This is a genomic window from Caulobacter sp. FW305-C-30-S16 (genome assembly GCF_058783025.1).
Window position 1 is genome coordinate 190,018 of the sequence record NZ_JBYSYH010000001.1, and the last position, 15,898, is coordinate 205,915.

Annotated in this window: 14 protein-coding genes; 5 read left to right on the forward strand and 9 right to left on the reverse strand. The window is 68.4% G+C overall.

Going from position 1 to position 15,898, the window contains the following annotated elements:
* Positions 1–2 precede the first annotated feature (2 nt).
* Together AC3WJT_RS00890 and AC3WJT_RS00895 are read left to right on the forward strand one after the other, a co-directional pair.
* On the forward strand, positions 3–962 hold the full coding sequence (locus AC3WJT_RS00890; RefSeq protein WP_492341178.1) for a polysaccharide deacetylase family protein: 960 nt from the start codon (positions 3–5) through the stop codon (positions 960–962).
* On the forward strand, positions 959–2,404 hold the full coding sequence (locus AC3WJT_RS00895) for a glycosyltransferase family 39 protein (protein ID WP_492341179.1): 1,446 nt from the start codon (positions 959–961) through the stop codon (positions 2,402–2,404). Before AC3WJT_RS00890 ends, AC3WJT_RS00895 begins: the two co-directional genes overlap by 4 nt.
* Here AC3WJT_RS00895 and AC3WJT_RS00900 read toward each other — a convergent pair.
* Complete coding sequence (locus AC3WJT_RS00900) at positions 2,355–3,476, reverse strand: acyltransferase family protein (protein WP_492341180.1); 1,122 nt, start codon at positions 3,474–3,476, stop codon at positions 2,355–2,357. The genes AC3WJT_RS00895 and AC3WJT_RS00900 overlap by 50 nt on opposite strands.
* Positions 3,477–3,621: 145 nt before the next feature.
* Here AC3WJT_RS00900 and AC3WJT_RS00905 point away from each other — a divergent pair, with 145 nt between their 5' ends.
* A complete protein-coding gene (locus AC3WJT_RS00905; RefSeq protein ID WP_492341181.1) occupies positions 3,622–4,920 on the forward strand; it encodes an oligosaccharide flippase family protein in 1,299 nt (432 codons plus the stop codon).
* A gap of 91 nt (positions 4,921–5,011) precedes the next feature.
* Here the strand turns inward: AC3WJT_RS00905 and AC3WJT_RS00910 are convergent, their stop codons facing one another.
* From AC3WJT_RS00910 to AC3WJT_RS00945, 8 genes are all read right to left on the reverse strand, one after another.
* Positions 5,012–5,899, reverse strand: coding sequence for a phytanoyl-CoA dioxygenase family protein (locus AC3WJT_RS00910; RefSeq protein WP_492341182.1), 888 nt, complete (start codon positions 5,897–5,899; stop codon positions 5,012–5,014).
* A gap of 82 nt (positions 5,900–5,981) precedes the next feature.
* A complete protein-coding gene (locus tag AC3WJT_RS00915) occupies positions 5,982–7,298 on the reverse strand; it encodes a polysaccharide pyruvyl transferase family protein (RefSeq protein WP_492341183.1) in 1,317 nt (438 codons plus the stop codon).
* A gap of 7 nt (positions 7,299–7,305) precedes the next feature.
* Positions 7,306–8,190, reverse strand: coding sequence for an N-acetylneuraminate synthase family protein (locus tag AC3WJT_RS00920; RefSeq protein WP_492341184.1), 885 nt, complete (start codon positions 8,188–8,190; stop codon positions 7,306–7,308).
* 94 nt (positions 8,191–8,284) lie between these two features.
* Entirely contained in the window at positions 8,285–9,202 is a 918-nt protein-coding gene (locus AC3WJT_RS00925; protein WP_492341185.1) for a hypothetical protein, read from the reverse strand.
* 3 nt (positions 9,203–9,205) lie between these two features.
* Positions 9,206–10,363, reverse strand: coding sequence for a cytidylyltransferase domain-containing protein (locus AC3WJT_RS00930; RefSeq protein ID WP_492341186.1), 1,158 nt, complete (start codon positions 10,361–10,363; stop codon positions 9,206–9,208).
* A 13-nt stretch (positions 10,364–10,376) separates the two neighbouring features.
* A complete protein-coding gene (locus AC3WJT_RS00935) occupies positions 10,377–11,420 on the reverse strand; it encodes an EpsG family protein (RefSeq protein ID WP_492341187.1) in 1,044 nt (347 codons plus the stop codon).
* A gap of 39 nt (positions 11,421–11,459) precedes the next feature.
* A complete protein-coding gene (locus AC3WJT_RS00940; protein ID WP_492341188.1) occupies positions 11,460–12,824 on the reverse strand; it encodes an O-antigen ligase family protein in 1,365 nt (454 codons plus the stop codon).
* A 50-nt stretch (positions 12,825–12,874) separates the two neighbouring features.
* A complete protein-coding gene (locus AC3WJT_RS00945; protein ID WP_492341189.1) occupies positions 12,875–13,258 on the reverse strand; it encodes a hypothetical protein in 384 nt (127 codons plus the stop codon).
* Between the two features lie 442 nt (positions 13,259–13,700).
* Here AC3WJT_RS00945 and AC3WJT_RS00950 point away from each other — a divergent pair, with 442 nt between their 5' ends.
* Positions 13,701–14,744 (forward strand): glycosyltransferase, encoded by a 1,044-nt coding sequence (locus tag AC3WJT_RS00950; protein WP_492341190.1) that lies wholly within the window; start codon positions 13,701–13,703, stop codon positions 14,742–14,744.
* Between the two features lie 4 nt (positions 14,745–14,748).
* Positions 14,749–15,897, forward strand: a complete 1,149-nt coding sequence (locus AC3WJT_RS00955) for a glycosyltransferase family 4 protein (protein ID WP_492341191.1) — start codon at positions 14,749–14,751, stop codon at positions 15,895–15,897.
* Position 15,898 lies beyond the last annotated feature (1 nt).

Consider the following 15,898-nt stretch of genomic DNA (forward strand, 5'->3'; position numbering starts at 1 on the left):
TCATGACGGCGCGCTTCATCCTGTCGCTCGACTGCGAAGGCAAATGGGGGGTCGCCGACCACCTTACGCCCGGCGACCACGCGGCGCTGTCGGACGCACGCCTGCGCGAAGCCTACGCCGGAATCCTTGCGGCGCTCGCCGAGTTCGACATCGCCGCCACCTTCGCCTTCGTCGGGGCCTTTTCATTGCCGGCTGACCGGCTCAAGGCCCTGACGCCGGCGCTGGCGGATCTGGCTTGCGACCTGCCCGGCTATCTTGAGCCCGCACTGGAGGACATGGCCGGCGGCACGCGCGAAGGCTGGACCGGCGACTGGGCGGTCGAAGCGGTCGCCGGCGCGCGTCAGCCACATGAACTCGGCCTGCACGGCGCCACCCACATTCCCTGGACCTGGCCCGGCATGACGCCAGCCCTCGCCCGCCGCGAACTGGGCCTGCTGTTCGCCGAGAGGGCGCCGATCCTCCGGCAGACGACGACCTACATCTTCCCGCGCAACGCCGGGGACCATCCGGGGATTCTGGACGAGTTCGGCATCGCCGGCCTGCGCGCCACCCGGACCTTCCCGAACCGGATCGCGTCGCTGGCTTCGGAGTTTAATCTGTTTGAGTCGCCGGAGGGCGTTCCGCCGGCGGCCCGTCCGCTGGCGATCCCGGCCGGCTACTTCGTCAACTGGCGCAGCGGCGGCCGGAAGCTGGTCCCGCCGGCCCTCAGCCGGCTGCGGGCGCGCAATCTGCTGGAGCGCGCCGCCCTGACCGGCGAGGTCGTCCACTACTGGACCCATCCGGAGAACATCGCCTCCGCCCCGGGTACGCTCGATGGGCTGCGCGACATTCTGGCGGAGGTCGCCCGCCTGCGCGACGCCGGCCGCTGCACGGTGATGACGCAGGACGACTGGTGCCGGAGCATCGATCCGGACCATGTCGCCGCCAGCCAGGCGCGGCGCGACGCCCTGCTGGCGGCGTGACCGGTCGAAGGGCGATCGGCGGACTCGTCGCGGTCGCCGCCGTCGTCGCCCTGATCGGCTGGTGGAGCAGCTGGCTGACCATCGCGCCCGCTCGGGCGGACGGGTTCCAGAACCTCGCGGCCGGCTGGAACCTCGCCCGGACGGGGACCTTCTCGACCCGGCCCGACGGCCGGCCGGACATGTTCCGCGAACCGCTGGTTCCGGTCCTGACCGCCGCCGCCATCCGCCTGGCGGAGGTCGGGTCCGGGCCGGCGTCGCTGGCCGACTGGTCCGGCGGCGAGCGGGTCCGCGCGCTCAAGCGCCAGAATCTGATCTGGATGCTGCTGCTCTGTGGCGGCGTCTGGGGCGCGGCGCGGAGCCTCGGCGCCTCCCGCATCAGCGCGGGCGCGGCGGTCGTGCTGGTCAACGGCGTGGCCTTCGGCCTGCGCCGCGAGTTTGTCGACAGTCTCGGGAGCGATCTGGCCGGCGCCGCACTGCTCGTCACGGCGTCGGGCCTGCTCGCGCGCGGCTGGGTCTCGGCGCGCTGGCGATGGTGGATCGCCGCCGGCCTGGTCCTGGGTCTGGCCATTCTGGTGAAGGCCAGTCTTCTCTATGTCGGCATCGGCCTCGCGGCGGCGCTCGCCCTGCTCGCCGCCTGGCGCGCCAAGGGTCTGCCCGGCGACAACCGTGGCGTGGCGGTTCTGCTTCTGCTGCTGACCACGGCGGCGGTCATTACGCCCTGGAGCGAGCGGAACTTCCGCCAGTTCGGGACGCGCGCCCTGACCGACCGGGGCGGCGAGGTGCTGCTGATCCGGGCCTATGAGGATCAGGTCACGCCGACCGAGTACGCCGGCGCCTGGTGCGCCTATGCGCCGGGCAGGCTGCGGCCGTGGATCTGCCGGGCCGGCGGCTGGTCGCGGGCGGACCTGGCTCCAGGAGGGCGCCTCGGCCGCTTCAACCGCGCGCCGCCGGACGATCCGGGCCCGATCCTGCGCGCCGCCGAGGCGGGAGCCGGACCTGCGCCGGGCCTCAGTTTCTACCAGACCGCCAAGGCGCGGAACCAGGTGCTGGCCGAACGGTACGCGGCGCGCAAGTCGCCCCGGACGGCGGTCGATGCAGCGGCCCGCCAGGAAGCCGTCGCGCTGATCCGAGCGCGGCCGGATTTGCATCTGGCGATGACCCCGGCGTTTCTCTGGCGTGGCATGGGCGGGCTGACGGTCTGGCTGGCGCTGGCGGCGGTGGCCGCGCTGGCCTGGCGACGCGACCCGATCGCCGTGTTCCTTCTGCCGGCCGTGGGGTTGGGACTGTTCCTTGCGCTCTTCAGCCACTTCATCCCGCGCTACGCCTGGCTGATGCTGCCGGCGGCGTGCGTGGTCCTGCCCGTTTTCGTGGACGCAGCCTGGCGAGGCGCCGTCAGCGGGGCGCGCGCATCCGCGCGGCCACCCGGTCTGACAGGGCGTTGAACCACAACCGGCCGGGCGTCTCGATCCAGCGATAGGTCACGGTGGCCAGCAGGATCACCAGACCCAGGAAGGCCAGCGACGCCAGATCGCCGACCCACGGCGAGCCGAGATCAAGACTGATCGCCTTGCCGCCGGTCAGCAGATGCGTCCCGGCCAAGGCGTCGAGCGCCGCGGCCGCCCCGAAGACGGCAAGCACCATTGGATAGTGGATCAGGTAGATCGAGTAGGAGACCTCGCCCCATTTCATCAGGACCGGGACCTTCATCAGCCGCGACAACGGGCCCGCCTCGAAGGCGAAGATGAAGACGATGACGGCGAACATCGCGCTCGACGCCGGCCACAGCGGGACGCCCCAGAACCACATGGCGGCGAACGCCAGCAGCGGTGTCGCCAGCTCGACCCAGCCCGGCAACGTCCACGACCGCGCCGTGAAGGCCTGGTAGAGCCGCTGTGCGAGCACGCCAAGGAAGAAGCCGCAGATCCCGCGGGTCAGGGCCGTCCGCCCCTCGACATGGTAGTTGTGGCTGAACCAGAACAGCAGCAGGGCCGCCGCAACGGACAGCACGACCGCCGTGACCAGCGGTCGCCGCGCGATCGACACCAGGGCGAAGATCGCGCAGACCGCCAGCTCGACGCTGATGCTCCAGCTGGGAATGTTCCAGGTGAACTTCATGAAGATGCCCAGGCCGTGGACCAGCCCGATGTTCGCCGCCAGCGCCGACAGGCTCGTATCGCCCGAGAAGGTCGCGGGACCGAAGTCATGGCCGAGGGCCTGACCCACGCCCCAGCGCGCGGCCTCCATGGCGACCACCACCGCCAGGGTGGCGATGTGGAGCGGATAGAGTCTGCCGAAGCGGCGAATGAAGAACCGCACCCGGTCCGCCGCCGTGTTGAGCGCCTCGCCATAGGCGTGGGCGATCACAAAGCCACTGAGCGTGAAGAAGAAGTCCACGGCGATGAAACCGTGCCGGGTCACCCAGTTCTCGCCGAGATGGCTGATGACCCGGAAATGGTAGAGGGCGACCCACAGCGCACAAAGTCCGCGCCAGCTGTCGAGCACTGAGAAACGCATGCCTGTCGCCGTTCCAGCCAATCGGTCAACCGGGCTTACGGACTTGCCGCGCGGCGGGCAAGCGCGACAACTGGTCAAGCGTCTCACCCTCCGTTAAGCGACAAGGCGGCGCGGACGACGTGACCTCATTCCTGGGCGAGTAAGAATGAAGCTTGGCGACGGATTGCTTCGGGGCGCGTCTGCCTCCTTCGTCATGCGCATCGCCGGCATGGGCGTGTCCTGGCTGGTGGTCATTACCCTGACGCGCCTGCTCGGCGCCGAGGGCTACGGGACCTATGCCTTCCTGTTGTCGGCGGCGATGGTGCTCAGCCTGCCCGGCAGCTTCGGCGCGCCGATGCTGCTGGTGCGCGAGGTCAGCGCCGCCCAGGCGACGGGAAACTGGGGCCGGATGCGGGGCGCCGCGCTATGGGCGCTTCGCTTCTCGGTCATGATGTCGCTGCCGATTGCGATCGCAGCCAGCCTGATCCTGCTGTTCCTTCCGCACCTCGTGCCGCCGGCGGTTCGTCCTGGCATGGCCTGGGCTGCGGCGCTGGTCGTGCTCAATCCGCTGTCGGCGCTCCGCGGCGGCGTCTTGCGCGGATTGCGTCAGGTCGTCCTCGGCCAGGCTCCGGAACAGATCGTCAGGCCGGTCGCGCTGCTGGCGCTGCTGTTTCTGCCGTTGCTCTGGGGAAGGCCGATCCACGATGCGGCCGGCGCGATGGCCGCCAATGTCGGCGCGGTCGTCATCGCCTGGCTGGCGGGCGCCGTGGCGCTGGCGCGGTTCTGGCCAAAGGCGGCCAGCGTGGCAAAGGCTGAGTATGACGCCGCCCGCTGGCGCGGCAGCCTGCTCCCGCTCGGCCTCAGCAACGCGATGTATGTGGTCGACGGGGAGATCGCGGTGCTTCTGCTCGGGGTGATCGCCACCCACGCGGAGACCGGCGTCTTCAAGGCCGCCCTGCAGTTCGCCCTGCTGGCGGAGCTCGGCTATGCGGTGATCAACGTTAACGTCTCGCCGCGAATTTCCGCCGCCCTGGCGCGCAACGACCTGGTGGAGACGCAGAAGATCGTGACGCGCGGGGCCCGGCTGTCGGTCGCCTACTGCCTGCCCGTCGCGCTGGGCCTGATCGTCTTTGGCCACTGGGGCGTGCCGTTCATCCTCGGACCGGATTTCGAGAGCGCCTGGGCGCCGCTGGCCATCCTGTGCGTCGGTCAACTGGTCAACGCAGCGTTCGGCTCGGCCTCGGCGGTGCTGAACATGTCGCACAATGAGCGCGGCAACCTGATCGGCTTCAGCGCAGGCCTGGGGGTCAACATCGCCCTGACGGCGGTAATGACGCCGATTTTCGGCGCGGTCGGGGCGGCGACGGCGATGATGGTCAGCGTGGTCCTGCGCAACCTGATCCTGTGGCGCTATGCCAGGGTCAGGTTGGGGATCGAGACGGGTTTCTGGGGCCGACGCGGCTGACGACGGGCCGGCGCGGCTCGATGCCGGAATTCTGTGGCGACGGGACCACCCGGGCCGTCGAGCGGCTCCAGGCGTCCCGCCCCCGCTGCCGTCATGCCGCCCTGGACTCGCCGAGATAGACCTCGACGCCCTGGGCCGTGAGCCGGTCCACCAGACCCGGAGGATAGGAGCCGGCCACGCCGCCGTCATACTGGGCCAGCTGCCGGTCCATATTGGTTCGGGCGAACTGGCGCGAGAACCGGTTGGGTGGTCCGAAGGTGAAGAACACGCTCATCCGCATGTTCTGACCGGTCAGATGGGCCAGCGCGCGACGCAGGGCGTAGATCGGCTTCAGGTCGCCGGGCTTGCGGAACGCCGGGATCACGGTCCCAAGGAGCCGTTTGGTCACCCGGCTGCTGCGCAGCAGGAACTTTTCCAGCGCGTTCGGCAGCCGGCCGTGGTGGTCAAGGCGAACGTCGAACACCACCGCGTCGCCGGCGCGGCTCTTGAGCGACACGCCGTCCGCGTCGTTCTTGCCCCAGATCCGGCGGTGCTGGCTGCCCGGAATCACGGTCAGGCCGTGGCCGTCGTGATGATCCTGCAGATAGACGGCCATCTTGAAGACGCGGCAGTCCGGGACGAAGCAGTCCTCGTCGAAGTAGCTGTCGTTCGCCCCCGTATCCTTGTGCCAGGAGCTGAACATGTCCTTGTGGATGTCGCAGTGGCCGGTGAAGAGCACGTTCTTCGTGTCGTAGATCGACTGGAACAGTCCCACGACCTTCGGGTCGGAGAACAGCCAGTCGAGGCCCTCGCACTCGATCGCCGCGTTCGGCTGCGTCTGTCCCAGATTGAAGATCACGCCCCGCGTCTTGAAGAAGCCGGACACGGTCGATCGCAGCCGACCGATCTCTTCCGGCGAGAACAGGCCGGGGATGATCACATAGCCGTCTGTCTCCAGACGGGCGCGCATGGTTTCGGGGTCAGGGATCTTGTCGCTCACGGTTGTCTTGCTCCGGCCGGTAGCCTTGACGGCTGAAGATAGGCCGTCTGGCAGACAATCGGAATTGGCGCTGTGATCCGGATCATTCCGCAGCGATCCGGCCGTTCGCGGCCCGGCCGACCGGCGCGACGATGGCCGCGGTCTGGTCGCCGAGCCGGCGCGTGACGGACAGGATCCGCGCGCGTTCGGTGTCGCCGGCCGCCATCAGGGCGGCCGCCCGCGCGACGATCCTGGTCACCTCTTCGGCGGAAGGACAGGGATTGAACTCCACCGGGTCGGCGCTCTCGAGCATCGTCTGGATGGTCAGGGTCTTGTGCGAGTTGGAGCCCATGAAGACGCAAGGGGTCCCGCCGGCCGAGGCCATGATGGAGGGGTGCCAGCGGCCGCTGACGAACACCCGCGCGTTGGCCAGCAGCGCGCCGGCCGCCAGGGCGGGGGTCTCGATCGGGATCATCGGCACGCCGGTGCGGGCTGACACGTCGGCGAGGAACAGATCGCCGGTGCAGCCTGGCGCCAGCAGGATCGGCAGGCCCAGGCTCTTCATGCCCTCGACCAGCCGGACATAGGCCTCGATGGCCGACGGCCAGTGACGGGCCGCGCGCGAACCGCCGCCCACGAGGACATAAGGACCATCGACCGCTGACGGCAGATCGCGGTTCTGTCGCTCGAAATAGGGCGCGACCACCGACCTGTCATACGGGACCGGCGCCCCGGCCGGGGCCAGCAGACGGCTCCAGCCGAACACGGCGTCCGGACAGGCGCTGACCGCGACGCCCGGCATGTTCTCGCGGATGAACGCCAGCGAGACCGGATCGCGGACGCTGAACGCCGCCGCCCGGCCCAGCACGTCTGCGGCCAACGCGATCGTCTCGCGATTCAGGCCGCTCGTCGGGCACTCCGACGCCATGGCGTTCAGATAGTAGAGCGGCTTGCCCAGGCGCAGGGCCATCTCGCAGACCGTCAGGGTATAGAGCAGCCGCGAGCGCGCCGGATTGGCGAAGATCAGGTCGCCCTCGCCGTTCACCACCACAGCCTCGCAGGCGTCCATCGCCTCGAACAGCCGGCGGGTCGCAGGATCCCAGGCCCGCGCGCGCTTCAGCGTCTCGATGTTGTCCGACAGGTCGTGGCTGAGACCATTGCGGCGGCCGAGCCGGTCGAGGATCGGCGCCGCCAGCGGCAGCCGTCTCACCTTGTCGCGGTTGAAGGCCCGCGAGAATCGGGCCCACAGGCCGTCACTGAGCAGGTTCGAGACCGGATAGACGGCCTCGATCATCGTCCCCGTGACGGTTCCGATGATCTGGTGCCCGGCGCTCGCCAGCAGCTGGCGCAGCGACAGGCTGGTGGCGCGGCAGCCCCAGTTCGCCAGATCGCTGTTGTCCGCAAGGTAGAGAAGCTTCACCACCCGCTCACGCCGCCGCGTCGCGGTCCTGTTCCCACTTCAGCTTCCGGCGGGTCTCGATCTCCACCGGGAGCATCTCGTCCCGCTTGAACTCGAGCGCCTCGGCGACGTTGCGGACGTCACGGCACAGGCGGCGCAGACCGTCCGGCTCCAGCGAAGCGGCGTGGTCGGTGCCCTTCCAGGTCCGGTCGAGCGTGAAGTGTCGCTCGATCCACTCGCTGCCGAGCGCCAGGGCGGCGATGTCGGCGGCGATGCCCAGATGGTGACCGGAGAAGCCGATCGACTGAACCCGGCCGTCGAACTTGCCCTTCAGCCGGGTGATTTCCTTCAGGGCGATGTCGCCGAACGCGACCGGATAGCCCGAGGTGCAGGCATAGAGCACCAGATCCTTGGCGCGACCCTTGCGCTCGAAGAACTCGACGATCTGGTCCTCCTCGGCCTGGGTGGTCATGCCGAGCGACAGCTGGATGCCGCCGCCGTACTCGTCCGTCAGGACCGACAGCATGTCCCAGTGCAGGTTGGAGGCCGACGGCACCTTGAGGAACACCGGCTTGAGGCTGGCCATTTCGCGGGCGGACGAGACATCCCAGACCGACGTCGAGTAGCCGATGTTGTTTTCGGCGCAGAACGTCATCAGCTCGCGGTGCTGCTCGGTGCTGAACTCGAGAAATTCCCGGTGCGCGCCGTAGGTCGGCCCGTAGGAATTGGCCGGATTCGGATGGGGCGCGTCGTACTGTTCGGGCGGCAGCAGCTCGCGATTGTTCCGCTTCTGGAACTTGACGTAGTCCGCCTTGCAGTAGACGGCGGCCGTCAGGATCAGCTCCTTGGCGATCGACATCTCGCCCTTGTGGTTGCACCCGATCTCGGCGACGACCTTGGCGGCCTTGACCATTTGGAACTCCGGTTACGCTGCGGCGGGACCATGCCCGTCCATTGTGAAACGTATTTCTAGACGCCAGACCGTCGGAAGGCACTCGCAAAACAACTCACGGGCAATATCCGAGCGCGGCCAGCCCGATCTGGCGGCGTTTGTCGAGCGCCCGATTGTCCGCCGCGTGCAGGTCCATGATCTCCCGCGCCCACGCGGCGGGGATCACCTCGCCCTTGCTGTAGAACAGCCGGTCCAGCCCTCTTTGCAGCAAGGCCCGCAGGTCGAGCGTCTCGGGCCGGATCAGCCCGCGGGGGTTGTGGGGCGTCCGGTAGAACCGGTTCAGGACCCGAGCGACGCGAACGCTCAGCGCTGAATAGCTGCGGTTGCTGGTGTCGACCGCGGCCGGAATTCTGACCTCTGTCCCGAGGGCGTTCGATAGCCGGCGGTAGAACTCCGCAGGATCGGCCCGCATCAGCTCATAGGGAAGGACATGGACCCGATCGGCGCCGAAGGCGGCTTCGTAGGCCTCGACCACAGGTCCGAAGGCCAGACTCCGCACGTCGATGTTTGCGCGCGCGCCGTCGCGCCAGGACCCGAACCCCTCCGCCCCCCGGTTGAGGAACTCGGCCACCCCCGAGAAATGGTAGGTATGCAGCGACTGGCGATAGAGGGAGTCCACAAGGTCGTCCTGACGCCGGATGCACAGCAGGATGTGCGCGTCCGGGAAGGTCGACTTCAGGAAGGCGGTAAGGGCGGGGAACTGTCGGTAGTCCGCCAGATAGCCGCCGACCAGGCCTTCCCAGCTGAACAGCTGAACCGGCCGGTCGGACGCGCTGGCCCACGCCTGCATCACCTTTCGCTGCTCTGAAAGGTCGGCGTCCGGCGCCGCATTTCGGACCCCGATGGCCATCGGCAGGAAGGGATGATCGTAGGAATAGGTCTGCACCTCGCCCAGGCCGGGAAAGACATTCGCCTGGAGAAAGGACGAGCCGGTCTTCATGTAGCCGGTATGCAGGACAATACGCCGGTCCATGGGTCAGAGGGCGCCACGGGCGAGGATCATGTCCGACAGGAGCCTCAGGGCGCCCCGGCCGCCGTCCGCATCGAGCACCAGGTCCGCGGCGGCCAGCGCTTCGCGGTGGGAGTCCCGGGGCGCCACGCCGCACCCGGCGGCCCGCAGACACTCGATGTCGTTGATGTCGTTCCCCACGTAGATCGTTTTCGCAAGATCGAGGCCGCGAGCGTCCAGCCAGGCCTGCATCCGGTCGATCTTGGTCTCGAGTCCGTGCTCGCAAGGGATCTGGAGCTTGGCGCAGCGCGCCTTGAGCACAGGATTGGTTTCCTTGGACAATACCATCATCGGCAGACCGGCCTTGCGCAGACGTTCCAGGCCCATGCCGTCGCGCCGTGAACAGACGATGCTCTCGCTCCCGTCCTGGTTCACCCACACACGGTCGTCGGTCCAGACTCCGTCGAAATCCATGATCAGCGCATGCAGCGGATCGGGCAGCCTGGCGGCGTCCGCCATCCGCCGAAGCCCACCCAGCCGCTCCTCGGCGAGGCGGAAATCGGCAGGCTCGTCGATTTCCAGACGCCGTTCGATGGGCGTTTCGACAAGCGCGGTGTGACCGAAGAACCGGTGCTTCGCCTCGAGGAAGCCGGCCACCCGCATCGCATAGACGGCGCCGGTTTCAAGGAACTCCGGCTTGCGCTGCTGTCGCATCAGCCGGACGGACTTGTCGTGGTTCACACCCTCGCCGTCTTCGGTCCACAGGAAGTAGTGGAACGGGGCCACGGTCAGGGCCGTGTCGGCCCCGGCAAGAACCGCCTCGGCGGCGGCGTCGATATCCCCGGCCGTCGTCAGCGGCGATGTGCACTGCAGGAACAGCAGCACCTCCGGGTCGTAACCCTGGCCGGACAGGACCGACAGCGCGTGCAGCAGGGCGGCTTCCGAACTGGCGGTGTCGCCTGACAGTTCAGCCGGGCGATCGACCACGTCCGCCCCATAGGCGCGTGCGACGGCGGCGATCTCGGGGTCATCGGTGGACACCACGACCCGGTCGACCGTCCGCGCGGCGCGGGCCGCATCGATGCTGTGCGCGATCAGGGGCTTGCCGCCGAGCGGAAGCACGTTCTTGCGCGGCAGGCCCTTTGAGCCGCCACGGGCCGGAATAATCGCGACCGTTCGGGTCATCAGCGCCACAGCCCTACTGCCAGAGAATGTTCTTGTACGGGATCCACGCCTGGTTGGCCGCCGGCGAGAAGGCGAGCCAGATGCCCAGCGTCAGGCCGTAGAGCACCAGCACCGCGAATGTCGCCGCCTGACGGCCGCTCTGGGTCCTGACCAGCTCGGGCAGGCGTGCGAACACGCCGATCTGGAACGGAATGAGGTACATGCTCATCCGGTCCGATGCGACGGGGGCCGCGAACACGGCCGCGGCCATGGGGATCGCGGTCAGGGCCAGCACGGAATAGAGCGTCGCGTCCCGATACCGGACTGCCCACTCCTTGCGGAAGTAGTAGAAGGTGAGCGCCGCGGCCACGTTGAGCGCCACGCGCGGCAGGGCCCCGTTCGCCTCCGGTGAATCCAGCAGATAGGATTCGGTGTAGTAACTCACCGAGTCCCTCAGCACGAAGATGCTGAGCAGGGCGAACAGGCCGCCGGCGACGACCACCGGGAGGGCCGTGATCCGTCCGCGCATGAACCAGGCCAGCGGCAGGAAGGCCGCGGCCGTCTGGTGAAACGGCACCGCCAGCAGCACCCAGATGATGTAGCTGCGCAGCTTGTTGTCGACGAAGGCGTTCATGGCCATCATCAGCAGCCCGATCGCGGTGGCCTGACGGATGCCGCTCATGCCGATGCCGATGATCAGCACCGGAACCGCGAGCGTCAGGGTCAGCCATGGCGCCGGCTGGGCCCGGCAATAGGCCAGCAGCCCGACGACGAGGATCACTGCGCAGACATAGTTCGCGCCATAGATTCCCGTGCCGAGACGCTCGCTGATCCAGGCGAGGATCCCGTACGCCGGCTCGACCTGGAAGAGCGTGTCCTGGAAGCGGTCGTAAATGACCTGGTTGGCCACCTTGATGTAGTTGTTCCAGTCACGGCCGACGTCGTCGCGCAGGCCGATCAGGATCGACAAGGCGATGCCGGCGATGGCCAGCATGATGACCTGCGACTGACGATCAAGGCGCGCAGGCGAAAGGCTCGCCAGGGCCGGAATCAGAAAGAGCATCCAGTAGACGAACATACGTCAGACCGTCCGGGGTTTCGAAGAAGCATCCACCTGTCAGGCAGACCGTACTTGCAGGTGCTGCGGCGCCTGCGGGCCATAGGCAAGCATCATCGCGCAACAGAGCGCAAAGAGGGTCGCCATCATCGGTGCGCGGAGCGGGTAGTCGCCGAACGAGTGCGCGAGCATCAGGACGACGCATACGCTGGCGGCGCGCGCGGCGGTGAGCGACGGATCGTTCGAGCGCCAAAGCTCGAGGGCTCGCCGGCCGAACCAGACGAGAAACGCGGCCAGCAGCAGAATCGCCGGGACGCCGCCCTCCAGAATGACTTCGAGCCAGTCGTCGTGCGCATGGTTGATGTAGGTGTTGATGACCGCGTCGGGCGCTTCATACATCTTGTAGACCGGCACGAAGGTGCCGAAGCCGGACCCGGCAGGCGCGAACGCCTTGATCGCGGATACGGTCGAGGCGGCGGCGATGACGCGCACCTCGCCGGTAAAGCCCGCCTGCATCCGGCCGATCGCCTGACCGAAGGTGGCCTGCACCAGCAGGGCTGTTGCGACAAACGCGATGGCAAGCACGGCCAGCCCGCGGCGCGCGCGACCGCGCGCCAGGCCGGCGCGCCAGGCCAACGCCAGGGCGCCCAGTCCGGCCGGCGCCAGCAGGACGAGTCCGGCGCGTGAGGCGGTCATGCCGACGCCGGCCAGGGCAAGGGCCGCCGCGGCGAGCCCGAACAGCAGCATCGGGCGGGATACAGGGCGCGCCGCGGCCGCGGCCGCAGCCACGCCCGTCGCAATCACGGTCACGCAGATGAGGAAGGACGCGAAGTGGTTCCGGTTCGAGAAGAAGCCGACCGCCACGGTGTCGTTTGTCACAGCGTAGAACCGCAAGGGGCTGTCGTCCCCGCCGGCGACCTGAAGCGCGCCCAGCAGAACGCCGACAATGCCGGCGCCGACAACCGCGAGCACCATGCGCCAGCGCCAGTCCGGGTCAACGGTCAGGCCGGCCAGCAGCATCGTGACGGGCGGAAACAGACTGAGGAAACAGACCCAGGTGGTCTGGGGGCTGAGGCTCAACGGGGCCCAGCCATGGGCGACGCCGGCCAGGGTCATGGCTTCGGCGATCGGCGCCCGGCCGGGGAGCGCGGTCCAGAGGGCGGGCGGCAGGGGAACCAGTTGCAGAAGGGGCAGCAGGACCGTTCCCGCCAGAATGGCCAGCGGCAGGCGCCAGCGCGCGTCGAACCGCGTCCTGAGTCGAAAAATCGCCATCCCGAGCACAGGGAGGGCGATCAGCGACACGATGTCGGAGGTGATGACCTCATGGCGAGACGCGCCGCCGAGGACCAGGGCCACGATCAGGAACCCGAACGTCGCCCAATGAAAAAGCCGTCCAGAGAGGCTGCTGTCGCGAGGTCTCTGCACGGCTTTGTCGTTGATACCCGGAAAACTACGGGAGGACTTACCCCCTGGCCCTACGGGCTGGCGGGGCTCTCGTCGTCCGAAACGGCATTCCCGACCACAACGCCGGAAATGATGCCGAACGTGAGCCAGAGCCAGATTTCGTTTTCACCCCACCAGGACGGGTAACCCGTGGAGCCATCGCGGTCGCCGTCGGCGATCTTGACGATGTTGCTCGAGCCGCCGGCGCAGGGCGAAGCCGCCCCTACCGTGGCCATCGAGCGGGTCGCCACGGCGACATTGCAACCGTCGCTGTAGACCAGGCTGGCCGAACCGTTCGTCGCCATAACCCGATCACCAGCCTGGAGGACGGCGCCGCGAGTCGCAGGCGCGAACCGACCGTTCTGGCTGACCATCACCGAGCCGGAGACCGCGCCGAGGCGGGCTTCAGCGGCCATCGCTTGTCCGCCAAGCAGCAGACCAATCGCAGTGGCCACAGCAAAACGACGCATCATCTGGGATACCCCTCTAAAATCTCGCCCGTTGCGACACTGCGCCGCAGGCAACTGTCCAATACCGCACGCTGCACAGCGGTGCAACTTGAGTCCGCGTCGTCCGAGAGGATTTCATGAGCCTGAAACCTCCCTGCCACATTCCTAGACGCGCTGGACCCGATTTGGTTCCTGTAATGCCTAGGCAATGAACGTTTACAGGCATTGAACGTCTTTGGCTCGCGCTTCCGTCGCGGCCACCCCCTGTTTAGGGGGGGTGGACTTTCTCCGTCGCGGGAAAACTGACCGGCGGGCGCAGGAACGTGGTTCCGCACAAGGGCCGCGCGGCCTACAAAACCGCCCGTAAGCATTCCCCGGGCCGCGGCCCGTCTGGACGTCTGGCGGCCGCATGACCCGAGTTCTGCATATCATCCCGGACGACGGAATCGGCGGTGTGGAACTGGCCGCGCGCTTTGCCGCACAGCGGGCCGGCGGCGCGATCAGGCTGCTTTTCCTCGACGGCGAGCCGACCGATCCGGTCGCGCGGCTCGAACACGCCGTCTACGCCCGCGGTCGTCCGGGCGGCCTGGCGACGGCGCTGTTCGCGCTGCGCGAGGCGCGCAGGATGAAGCCGGACGTCATCGTGTTTTCGTTGTGGAAGACCTGGCTGGCCTTCCTCTTGATCCGCTTCTTCGGTCCGCGCGCCCGTCTGGTGGTGTTCCTGCACCTGGCGGAATCGCGCCACGCGGTGGACGCCATGGTGACGGCGGTGAACCGCCGGCTGGCAGACGCGGTCTGGGCCGATTCCATGCAGACCCTGCGGTCGCGGATCGGGCGCGACGCAGACTCGCCCAAGGCCCGCGCGATCTCCTTTGTCCTGCACCGGCCGGACGGCCAGGTCCGGTCCACGCCCGCGCCCCGGCTGATCTACTGGGGTCGCATAAAGCATCAGAAGCGGATTGATCGCGCCGTGCGGCTGGTCGCGGGACTGGCGCCGACCCATCCCGCCGTCAGCCTGACGCTGATCGGGCCGGACGGCGGAAAGGCGGCCGAGATCCGCCAGCTGGCCGAGACCCTCGGCGTCGCCGACCGCATCCACTTTGAAGGCCCCAGGGACTTCAACGAGATCGCGGCCATGGCCGCCTCGCACAGCCTGTTCGTTCAGCTCAGCGACTTCGAGGGCATGGCCATGGCCTCGGTCGAGGCCATGCAGTTGGGTCTCGTGCCGGTCGTCACCCCGGTGGGCGAGGTGGCCCGCTATTGCCGGGATGGCGAGAACGCGATCGTCTATCGGGATGCGGATCAGGCCGTGCGCGATGTCGACGCCGTCCTGCGCGACCCGGCGCGCCTCAGCGCCCTGAGCGCGGCGGCGATCGCCGAGTGGCGCACCGCGCCCATGTACGACGAGGACTTCATGGCGGCGGCCCGGGCGCTGGCCGACGGGAAGGCCTGAACGCATGTCGAACCCCGACGTCCTGCGGATCGCCCTGTTCGCCAACACCGACTGGTACCTGTTCAACTTCCGCCTTTCCCTGGCCAAACGGCTTCGGGAGCTGGGTCACGAACTGATTCTGCTGTCGCCCGACGGCGAGTTCGGCCCGAAGCTGCGGGAGATGGGCTTCGACTGGCGGCCACTGCCGATGGATCGTCGCAGCCTCAATCCTTTCGCCGAGGCGCGCCTGGTCTGGCGCCTGGCCCGCATCCTCCGGGATGAGCGGATCGACATCGTCCATGGCTTCACGATCAAGCCGGCGGTCTACGGCGCGCTGGCGGGCCGGCTGGCGCGCGTCCGCGGCCGGGTCAACGCCGTCGCCGGCATGGGCTATGTGTTCATCAGCAACTCCCTCAAGGCCCGGGTCCTGCGGCCGGTGGTCAAGATGCTGGCGCGGTTCGCCTTCGACAGCCGCCGGGCGCGGCTGATCGTCCAGAACCCGGACGACCATGCCGAATTCGTCGGAGCCGGCGTCGTCCGCGCCGACCGGGTGCACATCATTCCGGGGTCCGGGGTCGACCTGTCCCGTTTCGCGGCGACGGACCGACGCCGGGGCGCCGACGAGCCGCTTCGTGTGCTGCTGGCCGCCCGAATGCTCTGGGACAAGGGTCTGCAGGAATTCATCGACGCCGCGCGGCAACTGCACGGCGAAGGCCGGCGGATCGACTTCCTGCTCGCGGGAGAGCCGGACGCCGGCAACCCCGCGTCGGCGTCGGCCGAGGTGATCACCGCCTGGGTCGACGAGGGCGTCGTACAATGGCTGGGGCATGTCAGCGACATGGCCGGACTTCTGGCGACGGTCGATATCGTCGTGCTGCCGAGCTATCGCGAGGGCCTGCCCAAGACCCTCATCGAAGCGGCCGGCTGCGGCCTGCCTCTGATCACCACCGATGTTCCCGGCTGCCGGGAGGTCGTCTCCGACGGGGTCGATGGCCTGCTGTGCCCCGTGCGCGAATCAGCGCCGCTGGCCCGCGCGATCGCGCGATTGCAGGACGATCCGGCGCTCGCCCGGCGCCTCGGCGAGGCGGCCCGGCGCAAGGCCATGGACCTGTTCGACGAGAAGATCGTCATCGCGCGGACCCTGGCGGTCTACCAGGAAGCGCTCGCCGGCTGAC

Excerpts from the sequence above, each read along its gene's own strand:
- AC3WJT_RS00890 (WP_492341178.1), top strand. The coding sequence starts at position 3 with ATGACGGCGCGCTTCATCCTGTCGCTCGACTGCGAAGGCAAATGGGGG.
- AC3WJT_RS00900 (WP_492341180.1), bottom strand. The coding sequence starts at position 3,476 with ATGCGTTTCTCAGTGCTCGACAGCTGGCGCGGACTTTGTGCGCTGTGG.
- AC3WJT_RS00905 (WP_492341181.1), top strand. The coding sequence starts at position 3,622 with ATGAAGCTTGGCGACGGATTGCTTCGGGGCGCGTCTGCCTCCTTCGTC.
- AC3WJT_RS00920 (WP_492341184.1), bottom strand. The coding sequence starts at position 8,190 with ATGGTCAAGGCCGCCAAGGTCGTCGCCGAGATCGGGTGCAACCACAAG.
- AC3WJT_RS00925 (WP_492341185.1), bottom strand. The coding sequence starts at position 9,202 with ATGGACCGGCGTATTGTCCTGCATACCGGCTACATGAAGACCGGCTCG.
- AC3WJT_RS00930 (WP_492341186.1), bottom strand. The coding sequence starts at position 10,363 with ATGACCCGAACGGTCGCGATTATTCCGGCCCGTGGCGGCTCAAAGGGC.
- AC3WJT_RS00935 (WP_492341187.1), bottom strand. The coding sequence starts at position 11,420 with ATGTTCGTCTACTGGATGCTCTTTCTGATTCCGGCCCTGGCGAGCCTT.
- AC3WJT_RS00945 (WP_492341189.1), bottom strand. The coding sequence starts at position 13,258 with ATGGCCGCTGAAGCCCGCCTCGGCGCGGTCTCCGGCTCGGTGATGGTC.
- AC3WJT_RS00950 (WP_492341190.1), top strand. The coding sequence starts at position 13,701 with ATGACCCGAGTTCTGCATATCATCCCGGACGACGGAATCGGCGGTGTG.
- AC3WJT_RS00955 (WP_492341191.1), top strand. The coding sequence starts at position 14,749 with ATGTCGAACCCCGACGTCCTGCGGATCGCCCTGTTCGCCAACACCGAC.